The organism is Pseudomonas sp. GW822-FHT02G04 (assembly GCF_058802085.1).
On record NZ_JBXANU010000004.1, the window covers coordinates 303,589 to 325,624 of the forward strand.

Annotated in this window: 20 protein-coding genes and 1 pseudogene; 2 read left to right on the top strand and 19 right to left on the bottom strand. The window is 59.1% G+C overall.

The window, feature by feature from the left end:
* Positions 1 to 31 precede the first annotated feature (31 nt).
* The 16 genes from AC1RO5_RS08170 to AC1RO5_RS08245 all read right to left on the bottom strand — a co-directional run bounded on the left by AC1RO5_RS08170 (position 32) and on the right by AC1RO5_RS08245 (position 17,709).
* Positions 32 to 424, bottom strand: coding sequence for a VOC family protein (locus AC1RO5_RS08170; RefSeq protein ID WP_493174308.1), 393 nt, complete (start codon positions 422 to 424; stop codon positions 32 to 34).
* Positions 421 to 1,245 carry a 4'-phosphopantetheinyl transferase family protein gene (locus AC1RO5_RS08175; protein ID WP_493174310.1) on the bottom strand — a complete coding sequence of 275 codons (825 nt, stop codon included), beginning with the start codon at positions 1,243 to 1,245 and terminating at the stop codon, positions 421 to 423. The genes AC1RO5_RS08170 and AC1RO5_RS08175 overlap by 4 nt, the downstream gene beginning before the upstream one ends.
* On the bottom strand, positions 1,242 to 5,309 hold the full coding sequence (locus tag AC1RO5_RS08180; protein ID WP_493174312.1) for a non-ribosomal peptide synthetase: 4,068 nt from the start codon (positions 5,307 to 5,309) through the stop codon (positions 1,242 to 1,244). The genes AC1RO5_RS08175 and AC1RO5_RS08180 overlap by 4 nt, the downstream gene beginning before the upstream one ends.
* On the bottom strand, positions 5,306 to 5,620 hold the full coding sequence (locus tag AC1RO5_RS08185; RefSeq protein ID WP_493174314.1) for an acyl carrier protein: 315 nt from the start codon (positions 5,618 to 5,620) through the stop codon (positions 5,306 to 5,308). Before AC1RO5_RS08185 ends, AC1RO5_RS08180 begins: the two co-directional genes overlap by 4 nt.
* Positions 5,613 to 6,047 carry a type II 3-dehydroquinate dehydratase gene (locus AC1RO5_RS08190; protein WP_493174316.1) on the bottom strand — a complete coding sequence of 145 codons (435 nt, stop codon included), beginning with the start codon at positions 6,045 to 6,047 and terminating at the stop codon, positions 5,613 to 5,615. The genes AC1RO5_RS08185 and AC1RO5_RS08190 overlap by 8 nt, the downstream gene beginning before the upstream one ends.
* A complete protein-coding gene (locus AC1RO5_RS08195; protein ID WP_493174318.1) occupies positions 6,025 to 6,696 on the bottom strand; it encodes an HAD-IA family hydrolase in 672 nt (223 codons plus the stop codon). Before AC1RO5_RS08195 ends, AC1RO5_RS08190 begins: the two co-directional genes overlap by 23 nt.
* Entirely contained in the window at positions 6,689 to 7,333 is a 645-nt protein-coding gene (locus AC1RO5_RS08200) for a sulfotransferase domain-containing protein (protein WP_493174320.1), read from the bottom strand. Before AC1RO5_RS08200 ends, AC1RO5_RS08195 begins: the two co-directional genes overlap by 8 nt.
* A 56-nt stretch (positions 7,334 to 7,389) precedes the next feature.
* Positions 7,390 to 7,755, bottom strand: coding sequence for a VOC family protein (locus AC1RO5_RS08205; protein ID WP_493174322.1), 366 nt, complete (start codon positions 7,753 to 7,755; stop codon positions 7,390 to 7,392).
* An 18-nt stretch (positions 7,756 to 7,773) separates the two neighbouring features.
* Entirely contained in the window at positions 7,774 to 8,814 is a 1,041-nt protein-coding gene (locus tag AC1RO5_RS08210) for an OsmC family protein (protein ID WP_493174324.1), read from the bottom strand.
* On the bottom strand, positions 8,811 to 10,136 hold the full coding sequence (locus AC1RO5_RS08215; protein WP_493174326.1) for a trans-sulfuration enzyme family protein: 1,326 nt from the start codon (positions 10,134 to 10,136) through the stop codon (positions 8,811 to 8,813). The genes AC1RO5_RS08210 and AC1RO5_RS08215 overlap by 4 nt, the downstream gene beginning before the upstream one ends.
* 103 nt (positions 10,137 to 10,239) lie before the next feature.
* On the bottom strand, positions 10,240 to 10,494 hold the full coding sequence (locus AC1RO5_RS08220) for a phosphopantetheine-binding protein (protein WP_493174327.1): 255 nt from the start codon (positions 10,492 to 10,494) through the stop codon (positions 10,240 to 10,242).
* On the bottom strand, positions 10,491 to 12,734 hold the full coding sequence (locus AC1RO5_RS08225; protein ID WP_493174329.1) for an AMP-binding protein: 2,244 nt from the start codon (positions 12,732 to 12,734) through the stop codon (positions 10,491 to 10,493). Before AC1RO5_RS08225 ends, AC1RO5_RS08220 begins: the two co-directional genes overlap by 4 nt.
* Complete coding sequence (locus AC1RO5_RS08230) at positions 12,724 to 13,851, bottom strand: radical SAM protein (protein WP_493174331.1); 1,128 nt, start codon at positions 13,849 to 13,851, stop codon at positions 12,724 to 12,726. The genes AC1RO5_RS08225 and AC1RO5_RS08230 overlap by 11 nt, the downstream gene beginning before the upstream one ends.
* A gap of 3 nt (positions 13,852 to 13,854) precedes the next feature.
* Positions 13,855 to 15,669, bottom strand: coding sequence for a B12-binding domain-containing radical SAM protein (locus AC1RO5_RS08235; protein ID WP_493174333.1), 1,815 nt, complete (start codon positions 15,667 to 15,669; stop codon positions 13,855 to 13,857).
* A complete protein-coding gene (locus AC1RO5_RS08240; RefSeq protein ID WP_493174335.1) occupies positions 15,669 to 17,153 on the bottom strand; it encodes an alkaline phosphatase family protein in 1,485 nt (494 codons plus the stop codon). The genes AC1RO5_RS08235 and AC1RO5_RS08240 overlap by 1 nt, the downstream gene beginning before the upstream one ends.
* Before the next feature lie 364 nt (positions 17,154 to 17,517).
* The gene (locus AC1RO5_RS08245) at positions 17,518 to 17,709 is read right to left on the bottom strand and encodes a beta-ketoacyl synthase N-terminal-like domain-containing protein (RefSeq protein ID WP_493174337.1); all 192 of its coding nucleotides are present in this window, start codon (positions 17,707 to 17,709) and stop codon (positions 17,518 to 17,520) included.
* Positions 17,710 to 17,844: 135 nt separating this feature from the next.
* Between AC1RO5_RS08245 and AC1RO5_RS08250 the strand changes: the two genes are divergently transcribed.
* Entirely contained in the window at positions 17,845 to 19,026 is a 1,182-nt protein-coding gene (locus tag AC1RO5_RS08250; RefSeq protein WP_493174339.1) for a PAS domain-containing sensor histidine kinase, read from the top strand.
* Between the two features lie 83 nt (positions 19,027 to 19,109).
* On the opposite strand, the gene AC1RO5_RS08255 is transcribed toward AC1RO5_RS08250, so the two are convergent.
* From AC1RO5_RS08255 to AC1RO5_RS08265, 3 genes and pseudogenes are all read right to left on the bottom strand, one after another.
* Entirely contained in the window at positions 19,110 to 19,631 is a 522-nt protein-coding gene (locus AC1RO5_RS08255; protein ID WP_493174341.1) for a GNAT family N-acetyltransferase, read from the bottom strand.
* A 168-nt stretch (positions 19,632 to 19,799) separates the two neighbouring features.
* A pseudogene (locus AC1RO5_RS08260) lies at positions 19,800 to 20,132 on the bottom strand (IS66 family transposase); the annotation flags it as partial.
* A gap of 44 nt (positions 20,133 to 20,176) precedes the next feature.
* Positions 20,177 to 21,091 carry an AraC family transcriptional regulator gene (locus tag AC1RO5_RS08265; protein WP_493174343.1) on the bottom strand — a complete coding sequence of 305 codons (915 nt, stop codon included), beginning with the start codon at positions 21,089 to 21,091 and terminating at the stop codon, positions 20,177 to 20,179.
* A 158-nt stretch (positions 21,092 to 21,249) separates the two neighbouring features.
* On the opposite strand from AC1RO5_RS08265, the gene AC1RO5_RS08270 reads away from it, so the two are divergent.
* A complete protein-coding gene (locus AC1RO5_RS08270) occupies positions 21,250 to 22,008 on the top strand; it encodes an SDR family NAD(P)-dependent oxidoreductase (protein ID WP_493174345.1) in 759 nt (252 codons plus the stop codon).
* The last annotated feature ends 28 nt before the right edge of the window (positions 22,009 to 22,036 follow it).

Sequence of the window (22,036 nt, forward strand, 5' to 3'; positions counted from 1 at the left end):
CCTTGCATGTGTGCCTCCCTGAGCGAGATGCTCATTGGCCCACAGGCGTGCACAACTCAACCAGGGTGCCCGCCGGGCAGCGCACATAGGAAACCACTTGCCCCCAGGGCTTTTTCTGCACCGCGGCATGTTCGATGGCGCCGGCCGCCAGCGCCTTGGCATGCGCCGTGGGCACATCGTCGGTCACCAGGGCAATCTCGATGCCCAGGGGTTTATGCTCCGGACTGCAGAACTGGTAACCGCCATCGCAGTTGGAATCGGCCAAACCGCGGCTGGCGAACGCCAGGGTGGTGGCGCCAGTGTCGAGTTCGCCGTAGTCGCCCGACTCATCGAGAAAGCGCCGGGTGAAACCAAAGGCCTGCTCGAAGAACGCGATAGTGGCTTCGACATGGGGTACATAAACAATCGTGTATCCAAATTTCACAGTGTCACTCCTTTAATATCCCTGTTTATGAGGCTCGTGCCGCGAGAGCAGCGATGATGCTCGAGCCAGTGCAGATTTTCCGGGCAAGGGCCGCAATCCGCCAGTGCCGAATCGATAAAAGCGCGAATCTTCAGCTCGTGGCGTGCCCGCGCGGCGATAGCAATCGAATAGCCGGCCAACGAGGCCGTGTGCAGAAACCGCCAGGACGGGCGAAAAATATCCACCTCTGGCAGCCGGCCGGGAGCAAATCCCAGCCGGGACCATGATTGACCAATCCCCTCCCCCGTGGCCTTGACGCACGCCTCTTTCAGGGTCCAGAGCCCATAGAAGGCCGCCTCGCGTTCAGGCCCCGAACAACGGGTCAGTGCCATCTGTTCCGCCTGGCTGAAATAGCGCTGGCTCAAGCCCTCGATATCCCGTGGACGGTGCGCTTCCACATCCACGCCCACAGGGTTGGAGCTGACCGCAAGCACCAACAGCCCCGGGGTATGCGCCAGGTTGAAATGCACCCGTGAGCGCGCAAAACCGGCGAGCGAAGGCTTGCCTCGGCGCCCGTAGCGCAGGGCAATCCGCACTGGTTCGCAAGCCAGATAGCGCGCAAGAATTTCCCGCAGCCAGCCATGTCCGATCAGGTACTGCTCACGAGCGGATGCAACTGTGGAACGCTGATAACGGGCCCGTTCGTCATCCGCCAACCACCCCAAGTAACGCTGACGTCGCGGATGCACCTGGGACTCGCTCCAGGGCAACCGCCACAGATCGACACCGTCGGGAGGGAGCAACCAGTCCCTGGACGCTGTTGCAGCAAGCAAAGGGGTCATGCTGGCGCTACCGGGCTGAGGTTTTCGACTACCGCCTGCCTTGCAGCCAGCTCCAGACAGCCGACGACTCGCTCCAGCGCAGCACCGGACAGGATGCTGTAGTGATCAGCGACAACCTGTACGCAAGGCTCGCCCCCAGACAGCTGCGCCAGTGGACGCAGCCCACTCGATTGGCGCTCTTCACTGGCCTGCAGATGCCAGGTCGGGCAAGCCACCGGCTGATAGCGATAATCGAGCAAGGCCGCATAGTGTCGACAGAACAGCGCGAAGCGTTCTTCCAGGGCACGACTCAACAGGGTTTCATGAGGTCCTCCCGCCATCTGTATCTGCTCGGTTTGGACCAGGTCCTGCTGGAACAACTGCTGTAACAAGGTCGGCGGCAGCTCCAGAACTGTCTCCGGCGGAGCTCCGGCATCGATAGTGACCAGCGCCGGTAGCTGCGGACCGCTGGACTTGAGCAACCGTGCCATTTCCACCGCCACCACACCACCAAACGACCACCCGGCAAGAACCACCTGGCGATACCCCACCAGCTTCTCGCGCAACTGGTCAAAGTACTCACGGGCCTGAGCCTCGATGCTCTCGAAGCGCTGTTCACTGTCAGCGCAGATTCCGATCACATCGAAGTCCTTGCGCAAGGCATGGACCAGCGGCAAATAACAGGAAAGCGCCCCGCCCACCGGGTGCACCAGCACCAGAAGCGGCAGGTTGCGCACTGCGTCGCGGCTGAAATACACCAGATTGCGCGAGCCCTGGGATCTGTCCCGCAGGTAGGCCAACAGTGCCGCGACTGAGGGCCAGGAATAGATATCGGCCAGGTTCAACTCCAGTCCCAACTCGGTATTGAGTGCCTGAAGGATATGCACCGCATGCAGCGATGACGCACCCAGATCGAACCAGGAGCGCTGCGGATCCAGCGCCGCCGGCAACACGCGCTGCACGCATTGCTGCATCAGCTCCTGCTTCGCGGAAAAAACCGTGCACGACGGGTCATCGCGCAATGTTGCCGTAGCTTGCGGTACGCGTTGGGCCAGTTGGGCTCTGTCGACCTTGCCATTGGACGTCAACGGCAGTTCGGGCAACTCGAAGATTCGCGATGGCAACATGTAGGGGTTCAGATATTGGGCGGCGAACTGCAACAATTGCTCAGCGCTCGGCCCCGCCTCCAGACCCGGGTCGCGAACGAAAAAGGCCTGCAGGCCTCCCGCGTCATCAAGGCAGACAGCGACCTGCAGAACCCCTGGTGCCCGGCTGAACACCGCGTCGATTTCCGCGAGTTCTACGCGAAAGCCGTTGAGCTTGACCTGCAAATCTTCACGCCCGAGAAACTCCATTTCTCCATCCATCCGCAAGCGCCCCATATCCCCCGTACGATAGACACGCTGTTGCAGACCCGAATCATCGAAAAACGCCTGTTCGGTGCGTAGGCGATCATGGATGTAACCGGCGGCCAGCCCCATGCCGGCGATATACAACATGCCCTTGACTCCAGGAGGGCAACGCCGCCCCTGCGGGTCAAGAATATAAAAACGCTGGTTCGCCAGAGGACGACCGTAGGGAATGCTAAGCCATTGCGGATCGACCTTCTGAACCTCGAAACAGTTGGACCAGATGGCCGCCTCCGTGGCACCGCCCAAGGCGACAAAGCGTGAGCCCGGAGCGCTTGCACGCAAACGGTCGGGTAGGCCGAGACCGATCCAGTCACCGCTGGCCATCCACAGCCGCACTGTGGCCGCAGGTGCGCCCAGGTGCGTCGCCTGAGCGTAACCGAGGGCCATTTCCATGATCGCCGGCACCGAGTTCCAGACGCTGACGCGGTGCTCCCGTGCGGCACGGATCCAGGCTTGCGGGTCAGCTCGCTCACCGCCTTGCGCAAGCACCAGAGCGCAGCCGCTCAGAGCGGGCATGAACAGATCAAACACCGACAGATCGAAACTGAATTCGCTGACTCCCAGCAAACGGTCTGTGTCATTGATTGCAAAACGCTCACGGCAGTCCAGCAGCGTGTTGATCGCTGCCCGATGGGTGACACTGACACCCTTGGGCGTCCCCGTGGTCCCCGAAGTGAACATGATGTACGCCAGGCTGCTATCGACCGCCGGGTACGCCGGTTGTAGATAGGCCCCCTGCCCCTGCCCGGCCGCCAACCACTCTTGGTAATTGAGGTACCAATTCACTGGCGAGGCGAGAATGCTGGCAATGTCCTCATCGTCATCCCCCAGGATGGTGGTAGCCGCGCACTGGTTGATAATCGAATGCACACGGCGCGCCGGCGAATGTTTACTGACTGGCACGTAAGTCGCGCCGGCCATCAGCGTCGCATAGATCGCTACCACGTTCGCCGCATCGCGACTGCCCCGGATGACCACATGATCGCTGGGACCCACACCATTTTCATTGAGGTGACCGGCCAGGCGACTGGCCTGACGCAACAGTTGGGAGAAACTCAGGGCACCGTCCTGATCCAGAACCGCCGGTGCATCAGGGCGTTGTACGGCCTGACGCAGCAGCCCCTGATGGAGAGCTTCGCTGTCGAAGGTTCGTTCGGTGCGGTTGAAAGCATCGATTGCCGCCAGCAGCGCCGGCGTCAGCGGCGCCTGGGTTTCATCCCAGGCCTGGGGGACGGTCGCCAATCGTTGCAGGGCACTGTGGAAGTGCTCGAAAGCCTGTGGGATCACTCCAGGTTCGAAAATACCCTCGCGCTCATCCCAGGACAGACACAACGCACCGTCCTGCGCAAAGGCCTGGGCATCAATCCATATTTGTGGTGTCATCATGGCGTGATCGGTCTGCTCCAGGGGCGCGGCCGGCAGGTCCATTTCCAGCAATGAAGAAAAGACATAGGGCATGGGCGGCTCGGCGCTGCTGGCACGCTGATCGTGTAGCTTGATCCACTCACGAACCGCCGAGACACCATCGTAGGCGCCGTGCCGCATCGCCGCGTACAGGTCCTGCTGGAGGTGCTGCGCCGTTGCCGAAAAAGCCATGGCGCGTGCCGGCAGATCGATCAATACGGTGTCGGCAAAATTGCCGATAGTGCGGGCAAATTCCTCAGCCAGCCCCGGACGGGTGCTGTACATGACACTGCTGGTCACCGTGGCTTTGCCCGACCAGCGCGCCAGGGTCTGCAGATACACCGTCAGCAACACCGCATTGAGCGAGACACGATGCTCACGGGCGCGCGCGCCAAGGGCCTGGTAGAGGGCTGGCGCCAACAGCGCGCGATGTTCGATGAAACGCCCTGTCAAGGCGTTTGCCCCTTCCCGGGGTTCGCCAGAGCGGCGCAACCTGGGCAGATCGGGCCCACTGGCGAGCAAGGCGATCTTTTGCACCCAATAGTTTCTGGCCTTGAACCGCGCCAGGCGTCGGGCTCGGACCTGCGCCGCAATTTTCACCGGCGCATAGGCACCCTGCATCAACACCGACCCGGCGCCGCGGCTTACCAGCGTCATCAGGTCAGTGATGAAAATCTGCACGCCCGGCGCATCGAACAGCGCCAACCGATAGACCACATGCAGGCAACGCTCACCGTGGTTCTCCACCACCACCAGGCGAAACAACGGCTGTTCCGCCGCGAGTGGCGGGATCGGCGTCGAACTGTCGGCCAGCGCCGTGCAATGCCGCGGCTCATGCCCCTCGATGGGCGCGACCCGCTCGACCCGAAGCGCCTGCACCGTCATGGCCTTGAGACGCGGGGCACTGGCGTCCAGGGTGTAATTCAGGATCGGGTGCAGCGCCAGCAGTTGCTCCAGCGCCGACTCGAGCTGCGCCGCCGAAGGCACGGAACCGGCGTACACCAGGTGCAGATAGGCGGCGCTGCCCTGGGTAAACGCCGAGTGTTCACCCAGCCAATAGGCCTGGCGCAGACCACTGAGGTTGGCCGCCAGCGGATCCGGCTGTGCCAGATAACTCAGCAACCGCGCCTTCTCCTGACTCACCGAATGACGAATATCCTCCGGCAGCTCGGGTTCGTCACAGTAGTATTTGAGCTTGCCGGCCTCTTCATACAAGTGCACTCCGCGCTGTTCCCAGCTCTCGATCAATGTCGCAACAGGCTGACTCACAGCTCACCCTCCGTGGCACAGGATTCGGAGGACCGTTGAGCAGCTCCCAGTAAGGCGTTGACAAAAGCACCGAAGGTAGCAGTGCCGACAATCAGTGTCAGGTCGATGCCATCCTGACCGCACAGATCCGGGTACTGCTGCTCCAACAGCGCGCACAACTGCAGGGCCTTGAGCGAGTTGCCACCGCTCTCGAAGAAGTTCTGCTCCGCTCCCAAGGTCTCCTGCGGCACTCTTAGCAATTCACTGCACAGGTGCAGGACGTCCTCCAGTAGCTGGGCATACGCGGGCACCGCCGCTATCGCGCTACGCATGGTCTTGTCCCACCAGGACCGAGGCGGCAACGGCATAGGCATCGACCCCCATGCCCGCAATGAAACCGTTGCACAGCGGTGCAATGACCGAGGTGTGGCGAAAGGCTTCGCGGCCGAACAGGTTGGAGATATGCACTTCGATCCAGCGCCCCGGATAGTCTTCGAGGGCATCGCGCAGAGCCCAGCCGGACATCATCAACGCCCCGGGATTGACGATCAGTGCCGCGGCGTCATGATTGGCTTCGATAAAATCGATCAGCTCGCCTTCATGGTTGCTTTGCAAGGCGCGCACCGACCAGCCCCGGGCCGCCGCAACAGCGGTCACCTCACGGGTGATGTCGACCAGGGTCCTTGTCCCGTAGATCTCGGGTTTGCGCAGCCCCAGGCGACCCAGATTGGGGCCGTTAAGCAGGAGTAACGTCGGCATGACGCACCACCTCCAGCAGGGCCAGAACCTGGCGCGGATCAGTCAGTTGGTAGTCGCAGGGATGGCGACGAATCTCTTCGGCGGGATGGTCCCAGAGGGCCAGGGCCGTCTGCATCCCCGCGCCCTGCCCGCACAGCAGATCAGCGATCGCATCGCCCAGGAACAACGTACTGGCGGGTTTGAGCCGTAGCCGATCGACGATCATCAAGGCCATGTCGGGCGCCGGTTTCGGGTTCGCGACATCGTCACTGCCAACGATGCAGGCGAAATAGTCGATCAGCCCCAGGCTGTCGAGAATCGCCTCGGTGCGCGAATGGTCCTTGCCGGTCGCAACGGCCATGGGAATACCCTGCTCTTGCAGCGCGGCGAGCAACGCGCGCACGCCGTCGAACACCTGGATCCTGTGCATCCGTGCATTGCTCTCGCGCATGAACACCGGGTGCATGGCTTGCGGCAACCCCATGCGCTTCATAATCTCCGGGAAACTACGCCCCAGGTGCTTGCAGTACTCGCTGAACGGCGGCGCGCCGACGTCAGCTCCCAGAACCTCGGCATGGGCCGCATGATAAGCCTCGGCAATCACCTGTTTACTGTCGATGACAGTACCGTCGAGGTCGAAGATGACCGCTCTGACCGGCAATTCAGACATGAGCCGACACCTCCGTTGCAGTGTGATGATCCAGGTGCTTGTCCACCGTCCCGGCCATGACACCCACTGCCAGAGGCAAGGGTGCGAGGAACTGCGCGACCTTGGCGAACTCGGTTCGGGGGGCCTCAAGCACCTGCTGATAATCCAGTTCGAGCAGCTGCATGTTCGGCCGTGAACGGACCCAGGCAAGCACCTTCGCCACATGTTCACGGTAGAGTCGAGCCAATGCCTGTCCCTCGACCTCACCCCAGACATGGCCGGAATGATGCTCGGCCATATCGCGCTGAGACCGGATCACGGCCTCGATCTCACGGTGCATGAACACCACCCGGTAACCATGAGTGGCCGGCAGGTGGGGCAAGAATCGCGACACCAGCTTTACCGCCTGGCCACGTGCCTGGTCCATCCAGGACTGATAACCGTCTCTGGACTTGACCGCCTCCCATTCAAAGTACCCATGGGGATTGCGCTCATCGCGCTGGCGTACGTTGTCGGTCAGCAAGGGCATTCCAGCGCATTGCAAGGCGCGCATCATCATTGAGGTACCGGAACGCGGTAATCCCGAAACCACGGACACGAAACCGCCGTTGGCAGTGACACAGTCCGGTACATTCATGCAGCGATATCGCTTAAGCATCCCAGCTCCTTACTTTCTCGTTCCCAGAGTTACCAACAACTCCGGAGCCCCATTCTTCAGTCGCGCTGAACCAGGCCCAGGCGGTTGCCGAACGGGTCCTGGATAGTCGCCTTGTAACTGCCCCACGGGGTGTGCACGGGCTCTTCGATAACTGTCACTTGTTGCCTCAATCGGGCGAAGGTCGACGTGAGGTCGGCCACCTGCAGATCGAGCATCGTGGCGGCCGACGGCCAGGGCATCAGCGGATCCTCGATCAAGCCGAATCCGGCACCTGAACGCTCATCGACATCCAGACTGATCCACCGGGTCGGCGCAAAACGTCGACTGACCTTGAACCCCAGCGTCTGCACATAGAACGCCTCGGCGGCAGCCAGGTCGGGAACCGCCAAGGTAAAGAAACACAGTGTCGAATCGCTCGGCATGGCTATCACTCCGTCCCTCTACTCGGATGCCGGTTGCGAACCGACCTGAAACTCGAACCCGACGCGACGCCGGATCAGCGCGCAGACCGAAGAGCCCTCGATGCTCTGGGCCAATTGTTGTTCCAGCTGTGCCAGTCGCTGCGCCGAGCACTCGCTCACCTGCAGTTGCAACTCGATGTCCTGCAAGTGCACGGGAGATGGCGCTACCTCGCACATACCGCGGATATCCACCATGGCCCGCACATTGAGCTGCGCCGCGCCCGTCAACTCATGGTGTGTGGTCAACTGCAGCAAAACATCGGCGGCAATCGCCATCAGCAAGTACTCCTGGGGGTTGGGGCCCCAGTCGATACCGGCCAGTTGCTTGGGTTGGTCGATGGGAAAGGAGCGCTGATCCTGGGGGTTCTGCCGCAGGAAATCGCTGCGCAACTGAGTGCCGTATAGCCACTGACAATCCAGAGACAAAGCCTGGCTCGCTGGCGCCAAGGCAGCGATAGCCGTCTCGCCAATGGCTGAAAAATGCTTCCAGGGACGCTCACCCGCCGGCCCGACCAGCCGCGCCGACAGCCCAAGGGGCTGGACGAATGTCTGGTGATTGGGGCTATGGGTCTTGACCGCCTCGATGACGTCCAGGGCTTCGCCGATCTTCTTGTCCGTGCCCGAGCGGATCTGATATTTCACTTGCGGCGCCGCAACCCCGGCCTGAGCCAGGGAGGCACTGGTGGTCATGGACAGGTGATCGACCGTGGTCCGCCGCGCGGAAAACCCCGACACCGCGGACACCAGGAAGCAACCCGACAGTGCGGTCAGCGCCAACTCCTGAGGCGTTGCCGCATCCAGCAGTCCATGGGACTTGAGCGCAGGGTTGGGACGGATCGGCACCTCAAAGTGCCGAGGTGCCTTGAGCAAACCTATGATCGCCGGATAAACCCCGGCCAGCATCCCGGCCCCGGGCGCAGAACGTGCATAGGCGCCATAGCGGAAGATCGCCTGTGCCGGCTCTTGCTGAATTTCATGGACGATCTCGCTGAAGCCCGAGATATTCATTCCGTTTCTCATGGCTCATTCCTTCCCTGATAAACCTTGTTCAGCGCCTGTTCGAGATCGGCACACAAATCGTCCGGCCCCTCGATTCCAACGGACAGACGGACCAGGCCGGGGTTGAGCCCGATCTTCTTCTGCTGCTCGATTGTCAGCCCGCTATGGGAGGTGTTGAAGGGCAGGCTCACCAGCGATTCAACCCCACCCAGACTGGTGGCCGAGGTAATCAGCTTGAGCTGTTCGAGCAATTCCAGGGCCGCCGGATCGCCGCCCTCGACCTCGAATCCCAACATCCCGCAGGTTGCGTGCCCGGCGTACTCGAACAGATGCCGATGGGCATAGTCCTGGGCATACACCGAGTGCACGGCCGTCACCCTGGGGTGCTGCTCGAGAAAACGCGTCACCTGTTCTGCTCCACGGGCATGTGCCTGCATGCGCACCGCCAGGGTTTTCATGCCACGTTCAAGCAGGAAACACACAAAAGGATCGAGGCTGCCACCAAAACGCAACAACTGGGCCCAGACCCGGTCAACCAACTTGCGGCTGCCCGCCACCGCGCCACAGGTCGCATCGCTGTGCCCATTGAGGTATTTGGTAGCCGAATGAATGACGATATCGGCGCCCCACTCCAGTGGCCGGCAACTGATCGGCGAGAGGAAGGTGTTGTCGACGATCAGCAGGATATTTTCCTGCTTGCAAAGTGCCGCAATAGCCACCAGATCGATGGCTTTCATCAACGGGTTGGACAGCAACTCGAAAAACATGATCTGGGTTTCAGGGCGGATCGCCAGACGAATGTCCTCCAGATCCAGCGGGTCGACATAACTGACCGAGCGCCCGGCCTGTTTGATATCGGCGTGCAACAGGCTATAGCTTCCGCCATACAGGTCATAGGATGAAATGATATGACCGTTACGATTGGTCAGCGCGAACAAGGTCGAGGCGATCGCGGCCATTCCCGAAGACAGGACCAGGGCGCTCTCGGCCCGTTCCATGGCCGCCACCTTCAACTGCACCGACCATTGCCCGGGGTTGCCATAGCGACTGTAGGTCGGTATGTCGCGGATATAGCCTTCCAGAAACGACTCATAGGTAGTCTGGCTGAATCGAAAGGTGGTGCTGGGGAATATCGGCGTGCCTACGGCACCTGTTACCGGATCTTCATAGGTCCCGGCGTGCACGCAAAGCGTTGCCGGACCTTCTCCCCCGGTCAGGCAGCGATTGTTCTCCATCGCCGGGCCTGCCTGACGTTGTCGGCTCAACTGGTTGAGCCAGGGCAGTTGGTCGCTGGTGCCGGGGCGATTGGCGAACACCGCTTCAGTCAGTTTTGAGTCGCTCACAAAGATTCCCTCGGTGATTCGGTTGTTGCGGCCGACACAACCATAGCCAGGCCACAAACGCTAATACCTGGCGCCCGCAAGGTGGCGCCTGAGGCCGGTAAAATCAGACGGCCCGAGCTTGTTTCTTGTCGGCGACGAAAGTCTCAAGACGCTCAAGGGAGTTGACCAGCTCGATGGACAGCTCGTCGTCTTCAATGGAGAAATCGAACTCGGTTTCCACCTGAATCAGCAATTGCAACGCATCGATCGAGTTCAGCCCCAGGCTACCGATGAGATCCCCTCCCGAGAGTTCTTCCCGGCTCAGGTCACGGCCCACGGTGGTCGAGAACACTTTGATCAAGCGATCGGTATCAGTCATTTTTCACAGCTCCTGGTGAATAACATCGTGCATTGGAAAATCATTGATTCACGCCGCCACACTTCGCTGGCGCTGAATCCAAGGCTCGCCATGGCGGCGATCAGGTCGGCCTGCCGGGGGTACAAATGGCCGCCATGGGTCAGCCAGTCGACACCGACCGCCGCCGAGGCTTCGTCGTTGAAAAAGATCTCGTCGACAATCAACAGGCCGTTGCTCTCCAGGCGCGCCAGCAACCCGGGCAACCCCTGTGCCACGCTGGCCTGATGCAAGGTGTTGTCGAGGACGATGACGTCGAACCGGCGCTCGTCCAGCTCTGTCAGCGAGTGTCGGGTGTCCACCGGAATATCGATGGCCGTGGGGTTCAGGCCACCCTGCAAAACGATCTGGCTGGCATTGCAGTCCAAGCGGCGTTTGCTCAGCAGCGCCTGGGTGTAGACCGCTCCGGTGGCACAGACATCCAGCAACCGTATGGCCCCGGGAGCATCGTGCAGTGCCTTGCGCCAGGTCAGCTGCGCCGCCAGTTGCTTGTCCGGCCCGGCCACCGCCCGCTGATACAGCTCGCGCAGTTGCGGCTGTTCGGCTGCCTGTTCGAACGGACGCCGGTCCAACCCGCGCTGGAACACCGCAAGCAGCTCATCCAGCCGATTCCAGCCACGGCTGTTGCAGACCTCAAGGTCCAGGACCGGCGCCAATGGCTCAAGCCGACGTGGATCGTCGTTACAGTCCTGGGCCTCGCGGACCAGACCGTTGGCCAGGGCGGTATCAAACGCCGCCGCCAGGGTGGTCGCATGCAAGCCGCTACGCTGGGCGATCTGGTCGACGCTCAAGCCCTCGGCGCTCAGCCGCAGAGCCCCACTGGCCCACAGGGCCAACAGCAGTTGCGAACGCTTATAAGCCTGCGCTACAGCCAATAGAACGTCATTCTGCGCCGGACAATAGCGGCGACTGAGCAGGGCCTTGCCGTTCGCGCTGCGTGGAATCAGCGCCGTGCGCTCGAAACGATCGGGCACTTTGTTGCTGGCCATGCGCGTCTGGCAGTACTCGCGCAGTTGCCCTTCATGCCAGGCTCGATCAGCGCGCCAGACGACAAACGCGAAAATATGGTCGTTACCCGCCTGCTTCGATTTGACTGCCCGTACCGTACAGTCCAGCACGTCGCTATGACTGGCGATGACCGACTCGATCTCAAAAGCTGAAATCCAGCGCTCGCCTCGACGAATAGCACTGCTTTCCCGACCGACGATGTTGTAGCCACCCAGCGTACGCTCGGCGATATCCCCAGTGTCGTAGACGCGACCGTCCTCAAGCATGACCTTGAGCGCGAACGGTTGCCCTGAGGCGGGCTCATCCAGCACTCGAATACCCGGCAACGGAAAACCGATGGACAGCGGCGGCAGCGGCGCCACCCCACCGAACAGCGCACCGCTTTCGGTGCTGCCGTAATTACGCGACAACCCCAGACCAAAGGCTTGATAGAACTGCTGCTCGATCGTTTCATCCACCGGCCCGGCACCGGACATGACCACCTTGAGTTGCGCGGCTCGTTCACCCTGCCCCACGCGTCGAGCCAGAAGCGTTGCCAACATCGGCGTTACCACGCAATGGGTCGCGCGCTGACGCAAGGCTTCAAGCGCCGCACCGAGCTCTGTCGGCTTGCGGATCTCGATCCGCGCGCCGGCCAGAATCGCCCCCCATAGCCAGCCCAATGCATAGGCGTGATAGATCGGCGCGATGAAAAGCACTCGGTCCTGGGGGGTCAAATGCAGCAAGTGACAGTAACGCAGACCTTCGTCGCGCCAACTCTGCAGATCCCGAAAGACCAACGATGGCTCACCCGTGGTGCCCGAGGTCAGGAGATAGATACCGCGGTGCTGGACCGTTGATATCCCTTTGGCTGACGGCAGGTCGCTATCGTCCAACTGCTCCACCCGTAACTCGCCCCGTTCTAGAGACAGGCTGCAGGCTATCGCCCCCCGTGACGCGTAGCGGCGGATTTCCTCTGGTTTGACGTCAGCGGCCACCAGTAATGGCGAAAGACTGTGCTCAAGCAGCATCAGCAACAGTGCCGCATGTTCGACACTGCTGTCGAAAATCAGCAGCACACGCTGATGACCCGATTGCGCCAGGCTACTCAGCTGTTGCGCCCAAGTGCAGCGTTGGCGAGTCGGCAACTGCGTCAGCAACGGCCCGCTCGACAGTTCGTCGAACCAGGAAGAACCGGACAAAGATTCAGACGCCATGCAGATAAGCCTCCTTGGCTTCCTCAAGGAGGGTTCTGACCGCCTGGGGTGCATAGGAAGGTGCCCGACACAGTTCATCCAGACTGATGACACTTTCGAAATACAGACTCAAGGTGTCCCAGGGTGTGAAACAGCCTTTGCAGGCATCCAGGCGCGGGCGCTCGGCCAACAGCAACTGATAGAACGGTGAGTGGTTCACCGGGGCCAGGGCCTTGTTCCAGTCGCCTTCCACCAGGTTGCCCATATCGTGGAACCAGATATTCGGGCACGGCGTGACCACACCGTCACTGAAGGTGGAGAGGACCAGGCGCGGCAGATGACAACGCCAGCTGCGCCCGCCGTCGCGATAAAACGAACTCAGTCGTTCCAGATAGGCCCGGGGCGGCAAGACTTCGGGATAGAGCTCACGCAGCTCGAACAACTCGTCGATAAGGCCGTACTGGTCGGGCCGCAGTTTGAAGGTTTCGCTGTCCGGACCACGTACCGGAAACGGGAACAGCTGCGGAGGATTGTCCTTGAAGCGACCGCACCATTCGACGAACTCGCGCAAATAGGGGGCGCTGCGATCGTTCAACACGCCGTAGATTTCCAACGGCAAACCCGCATCCAGCACCATCTCGATACGTTCCATGATCATCTCGTGGATACGTGGTGACAGCACGCGGTAACTGTTACCGGCGTAGTTGCTGCTATCGAGCGAGATCTGCACTACGACATTGCCGAGCTCGGCCAGTCGGCGAACTTTCTCCGCGGTGAGTGGCAGTCCGTTGGTCTGAACGATCAGCACCTCATGCAGCGGCGACATGCGTTCGATGAACGCCATGATGCCCTTGATGATAAAAATCTCGCCGCCGGTCAACTTCAGCACCGGAGGCCTGAAGGTCCGATTGACACGCTCGACAATGGTTTGCAGGCGCTTGCCCAGATCACTCTCTTCGCTATAAACGTCGTGCACCGGCGGTTGAAAAATCAGCTTTCCTTCATGAGAAGACTTCATGTTGCTTTGCCCGGTCAGACAATAGGTACAACCCAGGTTGCAGGAGTCTTCGTTGATGACCAGATCATTGCCAAGCAACTGACGATGACCCAGGAAATTCACCGGTTCGGCATTTGTCATTGCTCAGGCCCCTTTGCTGAACTGGATATCGCGCAAGCTCAATCCCGCGCGATGAAGTTGCATACTGATGCCCAGTTGCACCTGGCGCAGTTCACCGAGCTTGGCCCGATAGAACTGCTCCAGTTGGGGGCGCTTCTCATGGGCGTAGGCCTCGCTGAGAGCTTCCTGCTCCGCCAGGTCGGTCATCTCGGAGATCAACGCATAGTTGAAATCGCTCATGGCCTTGCGCAGTTCGGCGGCCTTGGCCTCCCCCGTTTCAAGGATGTCCATGCCCCGTCGATCCCCCAGCACAGCCCTGCGCAGACGCGACATGAAGGTGTGCATGACAATGTCGTAGGTCTCGAACTCAAACACCGCCGGTTCTTTTTCGATGACCATTTCCGAAGCGTACTTCTCGCCATAGAGCAATGCGGTAATCGACGATAGCTGACGCACTCGCGGGTCCTCGAAGTCATAACTCAAGGCATTGAGTGACACGTCGAAGTCGTCATGCAGCTTGCCTTCGGCACGCAGGGTCTCAACCGCCTCGGCGCCCGGGTACAGCTCCAGGCGCACCGTATAACGGCGCAGGTTGTAGCCCATGTACTCACGCAGAAAGCTGTTGTTGTCGCGGATTTCCTGGAAAGTCGACCAGGGGTGATAGGCGATGAAACCGAAGGCAACATAGATCCCCGCGGCCCGTACCAACTCGATCGCGCGCTTGTTGTCCTCGACCGTCGACTTCTTCTTCCAGCGGTCCAGGCCGATCTGCGAACCCGACTCGATACCGATCAGGACCTTTTCCAGGCCCGAGCGATAGAGCAGATCCAGCAGCGGCTTGTCTTCGACATGCCAATTCTTGGCCTGTATGCAGCAGTTGTAGTAAATCTTCAGGCCACGATCGAGAACGCCCTGGGCGATGTCGGCAATCCGCTGTTTGGCGAATGGCGCGCCACCCGGATCCTCGAAGGTCGAGTCGACGAAATCGAAGGTGTTGAAGTTGTACTTGTGATAAAGCCGTTCGATTTCATCAACGATGTTATCCGGGGTCCTGGCTCGCCAGAGCTTGCCGGGGTTGATCTTGTTGCCGGCATGGGGCGCATTGCAAAAGGTGCACCGCGCCGTGCAGCCACGGGTCGTCGCCAGGCGCAGATAAGGTAGTTTGCCGCTGTTGAGTTCGAACTGATCGCGGGCCGGTTCGGGAAGCATGTCAAGCTCGGGAACCGGCTTGCCAATGGGGTTGTCGATGACGAAGCCACCCTCTTCGCGCCAGCTCAGGCTGGGCACGCGGGAGAAATCCTGGTGATCCCAGAACGCTTCCACATACCGCACCAGGGGCACGTCGCCCTCACCGCGCACCAGCGCATCGAGAAACCCCCAATTGGGGTTGCTCAGCAGCTTGGAACCCAGGAAGGTCGCCAGCGGACCACCGGCCAGAAACGCCACCTTTTCAGGCAGCGCCGCACGCAAGGCAGAGCCAAATGCGGTGGCATGGCTGACCGTCACCGTAGTCAGGGAAAAACCGATGAGATCAGGCTTGAACGCCACCACTTCGGCAATGGCAATCTCGTCGCCATTCTGTATCGCCTTGACTTCGACCACCAGGCACTCCGCCCCAAGGTCACGCAGGATCGACACCAGATAACTCACGCCAAGGTGCTCGGAACTCATTACCAGGTCGCCGTCGAGCAACACCGGGAAGCACACTCGCATCGGTTCAGGTTGGCGAAAATCAACGGCCGAATGCAGCGGATTTTCAATCGGGGCTTCGACCGGATCGCCCAGAGTGGTTAAGGGGATAAGCCCGCCAGCGGCATTGGTGAACTGCACGGTTTCCATCAAAAATACCCGATTTGTTGTAATTGGCTGTCCATAAAACGCTGTTCTTCTTCGCTCATCCGCTGGCCGCCACTGACTTGGCGACGCGGCTCGCGCCGAGGCTCAACGGGTGGATCGACCAGCCAATGCCCCTCCAGTTCATCGGGGACCGCCAGCCCCAGATGGGCAAGAATCGTCGGGTAGATGTCTTCGATACGCGCCTGCAAGGCAGCGTTCTCAGGGAAGCTGGAGCCGCGTACAAAAATGATGCCGTCTGGACGATGCACGCCGCGTTGCGCAGGTGCGTTCCAGATCCGCCCAGTCAAAGACGGCGTCGGCATGACCGTGAAATCTCTCGGGATCAGCAGATAATCAGGCGCCTCATGCAAGCGCGCCCCGGCATAGACCTCTGCACTCCTGACCAGGGAAAACCAGGGCTGGCCCTGCTCGTCGACCACCTCAGCCAAGGCTTGGCGCAAGCGCTCTTCGGCCTGGGGCAAATGCTCGACATCAAGGCATCCCTGCGCCTCTCGCCCCTTGAGGTTGGCATTCAAGCCAAAGCATCCCGGAGTCGGCATGTAGAACCAGGTTCGCGACCAGTCCACGGTGCGCCGATAACGCGTAGGCGCCTCGAACCACGAACGTGCACCGGGATCATCGTGAGCGACGTCGGCGCCCTCCTCCAGCGGCTCATAAGAGGTCTCGAGCAACCCCTTCTGCTGAAGAAACTCGTGCACGCTGAAGTCGGCGTCACAGACTCCAAAACCATGATCGGAAGCCACCACGATCAACGTATCGTCGTCGGTCAAGGTCAATAAAGTACCCAACGCCTGATCAATGTCTATGTAACACTGTTCCACTGCAATACTGGGCAAGGCCTGATCGCCCCAATAATAATGACTGACACGATCAACTTCGGTAAACACCACGAACAATGCATCGACCGGCCGGTCCTGCTGTAAGAAACAACAAGTATCCGCACGCCCCTTTATAAACCTGCTTGCCTGCTCACAGTAATCAGATTGCCCGCGATACATAGTGACAATATCAGAATGATAATGCAGACCAGCCTGCATTAATTCATGCATCAAGTTCGCTGGCGAGGTATAACGCAACGTCTTGGCCAAGGGCCAGCTAATCATATAACCGCCATTCAGATCTGTCGGCGGATGGGTCATGGGAATATTGTAGGCACCCACTTTGAAGCCCTGTCGCTCCAGGGTCAGCCAGCAAGGTTCGCGTCCATAATCAGCGGCATTCATGGCGCGGAAACGGTAATCCTCAGCCTGGGTCGCCCAGAACTGGTAGATGCCATGCTCTCCTGGCGATACCCCTGTGAACATGGAGGCCCAGCCCGGAGCAGTATGAGGTGGAAAGGTTGACTGCAGAACCCCGTGGGAGGAACGTTCGCGCAACGAGCTGAAGTTGGGCAATAGATCACGAGCCATCAGACGCTGCAGAGTTTCATAAGAAGCTCCATCTACACCAAACATCAACAGCTTCAACTTTTGACTTTCCATAATCCATTACTGCTCCCACAGTCCAATACTGGGTCAACCTGATAGTTATTACGAAAAAAAACATTACTTCAATCGGACGTAAAAATCAGTCAACACACCAAACCGCACAACATAGCTTTGAAGATGAGAAACACAAAGCGCATTAGAACTGAAACAATCTAAATATGACCAGAACAAGCTAACACCGAGAACTGCGGATAACAGCTAAAAAACTTACAGACATGTAACCGGATCATTCAAAAAATTAGCTTGTATTGCAAAATATGTTACAGAGCTGCACAGGCGTAACAAAAACCCGAACAGTAACTGGAAATCGCCTGATCTCTCCCTGAGAGGACGAATAAAAAGCTCACTCGCGTTTGTCTATCGCTGCTTCGGTACCGCCGCATATGGCGATGTCCGCCTCACCACTTCTGATGAGCCTGGCCGCATCGCCGATGGCCTGCCCCCCTGCAGCAGATGCGGCGCTGAATGCCGCAGTCAAGAGAGCTGCAGCGCAGAAGCGAGTGGCGTTCAATGCGCAACTCCCTGCACTATTCAACCGGTTGATGCAACCGATTGGCTAAGCCCCCGAATGTCGAGACCAACCACTGCAAAAGGAGAAAATTTTGAGAGTCCTTGCCCAAGTGATGTCTATAATTTTTCAGATATCGACCCCATTGGTCAGTGAATACAAATGCCAGCAGATGACGACTCTCTGCCCGGTTCTGAAATTCTCTTCGATGAAGCTGATTGTGGCTTACTGCTTACCGCAGAAAATGGCCAGATCGCACAGGTCAACCTCACCTTCTGCCACTGGATTGGCTATCGCAGGAAAGAGCTGCTCGGTCGTCACATCCAAGACCTGATGACCCCTGAAGGGAGGACATTTCACAAGACGTACTGGGTGCCCCTTATGCAAATCCAGGGCGTGATCGCTGATGTGAAATTCGATCTCGTTCACTACAACGGACATTCAATGCCGATGATGCTCAGCGCCATCCGCTGTGAGAATTCTGCTGGCATATTTCATGAAATGACGCTGTTCAAAGCCGCAGATCGGCAAAGGTACGAGCGCGAGCTGCTCAATGCCCGAATGCTCGCCGAAAGGCATTTGGCAAAACACCTCAAGGATCAACGGGTCATGGATATTACCCAAGACAAGCTGCGCATCACTTACGCCGCGGCTGAAGACAGAGCCCTGTTTGCCGAGCAGCTTATCGGGATTGTCAGTCACGACCTGCGCAACCCTTTGTCGGCGATAAAAATGGCAACAGAACTGCTGGGCCGCAGGGAGATGGATGCTAAACAGGCACAAATCCTTGGCCACATCACCCACTCCGCAGAGCGCGCGCAGCGTCTGGTGGCCGATCTGCTGGATTTCACCTTGACGCAGGTCGGGCGAGGTATCGCAGTCCTGCCCAAACCCGTCGATCTACACGAACTGGTAGCCGACTGCCTGGACGAGCTAAGCCTGGCTTTCCCCGGGCATGAATTTACCCACCTGCGTTATGGGCAAGGTGACTTTACTGCCGACAGTGATCGACTCTATCAGCTCATCGGCAACCTGGTCGCCAATGCAGTCGCCTACGGTGCTGCCGATAGCGGAGTCACCGTTTCTTCGCGCATCGAAGATCAAGCGGTCATTATTACAGTGCACAACCTTGGCACCCCCATACCACCGGAGTTGCTCAAGGACCTGTTCGAACCGATGATCCGTGGCAGTCATGACAATGCTGAACTTAGAAGTGTCGGGCTAGGCCTGTTCATTGTTCGTGAGATCGCAAGGGCGCACGACGGCGACGGCGACGTGGCTGTAACGTCTTCTCTAACGAGCGGAACAACATTCACTGCAACCTTTCCTCGCACCTTAAATTAGCTTGGATTGACCTTTACCCAGTCCCATCGCCCTCCATTGCTAGCTGTCGATAGCGTGGTGTGACTGGGGGCAATCTAACGCGCCTATCTGGAAAGTTCGCATGCCATTACAACCATCCCAATTTCAGCCAGATCTGTTTTGAAAGGGATTTCACCGATCTCTTGGAAACCGAAACCCTCATAGAAGCGCCGCGCATTTGAATTGGTCTTGAGTACGTCAAGCCAGAGCAAGCGTTCTCCGCGCTCTATCGCTCGGTTGCAAATGAAGCGCAGAAGCTGTTTCCCATACCCTCGTCCTGCTTCGGATTTGAGGAAGTAAATCTTTTGAAGCTCCACGCCCACTTCGCCAGTTAAAGGCGCAGGCGTTGACCAGTTAACTTTGGAAAAGCCTACGACCCTACCGCTGTCGTCTGAGGCTATAAGCCACAAATGGCTAGCGGATGATTCGAGTGATTTGCCGAGCGCGCTGGGTGAGAAGTCTTGATTAAGGAAGTCCTGCATGCCGGCGGGAGACCAGATGGCCGAAAAATGCTCTCGGTAGGTCTCACAGCCGACTTCACGTAGAACATGGAGGTCGGCTTTAGTAGCTTCACGAATGTTGATCATATTCCTCCCCGGTTTGTTCGCACGAAGAGTCACATAGATGCTCCTTGCGACGAAATTTGTCTTAGTTGCTAAGGGCCGATCTACGTTCGGCTCTATCGACATCAAAGCAGAGTGTAAGCGCCAAGCTAATCGTAAGCGAACGGCGAACGGCGAACCCACCTTGCCTGATTAAGCCGGTTGCCACTTATGCGGCAGCAACTCGTCAATCTGACTCATCTTCTGCGTTGGCAGCCGCGCCAGCACGGATTTCAAATAGGCATACGGATCATGCCCGTTGAGCCGTGCCGACTGGATCAGGTTCATCAGCGCCGCCGCACGTTTGCCGGTGCGCAAGGAACCTGCGAACAGCCAGTTCGAACGCCCGATTGCCCACGGTCGGATCTGGTTCTCCACCCAATTATTGTCTATGGGGACCGCGCCATCGTCGAGATAGCGAGTCAACGCCGTCCAGCGTTTAAGGCTGTAATCCAGGGCTTTGGCGATGGCCGAGCCTTCGGGCACATTGCCATAAGCTCATTAGTCCTGGCTGGCTCCACTTATGGTTTTCAAGCCTTGAAGTCGTGTTGAAAAGCCTCGCCAGTGATCGCCTGTCGTATTTCGCGCACGTCGCGGGCAGGCGATGCGCCGAATTGCCTTAGATACTCGCGGCTAAACTGTGATGCGCTTTCATAGCCGACAGCGAACGCCACGTCAGACGCGCGATGCTCGCCGGCAAGCAAAAGCTGGCGAGCTTCCTGCAATCTAAGCTGTTTCTGATACTGGATAGGACTCAGGCCGGTCATCGACAGAAAATGGCGATGCAGGCTTGCCCGGCTCATGCCGCTTGCATCGCACAACGCCTCGATGCGAAGTCGAGTGTTGTAATTGTCCCTGATCCAGGCAACGGCCCGCCGGATGCTACCCAGTGCGCCATCGGGTTGGGCAATCTGACGCAGCAGCCGCCCTTGGGGGCCCTGTAGGAGACGATAGAGCAATTCCCGTTCGACCAGGGGGCCGAGAACCGGGATATCGGCAGGCATGTCGAGCAATGACAATAAGCGCAGCAACGTGTCGCGGAGCGAAGCGGTCATCGGGTTTATCGTGATGCCAATCCCCTTTTGTTCGCTCTCGCGAACCGGCGGCATGGTCGCCGCCAATTCCGCCAGTATGGCCGGATCCAGCACGAGCGATACCGCAACGTAGGGCTGCCCGTCTTCAGCATCAAGTATCTGCCCGATCAACGGCAGGTCCAGGGCGCTGATGAGATATTGTTCACTGTCGTAGCTCAAAAGATCGTCGTTAATCGCAACGCGCTTCGATCCTTGCAGGATGAAGCAGATCATTGAGCGATACAGGCATGGCGCCTTGTCTGTAGAGCCTTGTCCGACGCAGAGGTCTACACGCGGGATCCGTGTGGCAGTCAAACCCGGTGGCGCATGGCGCAGGGCTATATCAAGATGCGGTGCAAGATCGTTGTTCATGAGCCGATTATGCCGGCGCCCCGCCACCGCGCAATGTGATTGATACAATCAGGCAATAAATTGAGCTTATTGGGCGTGGGTTACAAACCTGTCATTGCCTATCTTGAGCGGGTCAAGAAAGCGCCGAAAGGCGCGTCTAAACCTAGCAGAGATAACCCATGACCAACCAGATCGCACTCATCACCGGCGCCAGCCGCGGCCTTGGCCGCAACATGGCTCTTCACCTCGCCAAGCGCGGCGTCCACATCATCGGCACCTATCGCAGCGGCGTGGCAGAAGCCGAAGCGCTGAAGCAGGAGATCGAAGCGCAGGGCGGCAAGGCAGCGATGCTGCCGCTCGACATCACCGATACCGCCAGTTATCAGGCTTTTTCAAACGCACTGACTGATACGCTGAAAACTAACTTCGGCCGCGAGCACTTCGACTTCCTAGTCAACAATGCCGGCAATGGCCTTTTTTCGAACTTTATTGACGCGACCGAGGAGCAGTTTGGCTCACTGGTCGCCACGCACCTTCGCGGCCCGATTTTCCTGACTCAAAAGCTGTTGCCGCTCGTGGAAGATGGCGGTCGTATCCTGAACGTTTCCTCCGGCTTCGTGCGCTTTACTCTGCCGGGGTACAGCATTTATGCAGCGGTGAAGGCGGCAGTCGAGGTGCTGACCCGTTACATGGCCGTAGAACTTGGTTCGCGCCGAATTCGGGTGAATGCGATTGCCCCCGGCGCCATCGCAACCGATTTTGGCGGTGGTGCAGTGCGCGACAACAAGGATGTGAACGCCTATGTAGCACAGGGCATCGCGCTGGGCCGTGTCGGTCTGCCGGACGACATCGGCGGTGCGGTTGCCGCCATCCTGTCCGATGACATGGCCTGGGCTAACGGGACGACTTTTGACATCTCGGGCGGGCAGTTGCTGTAGCCACAATTGCATTCATTCCATCCCGTCG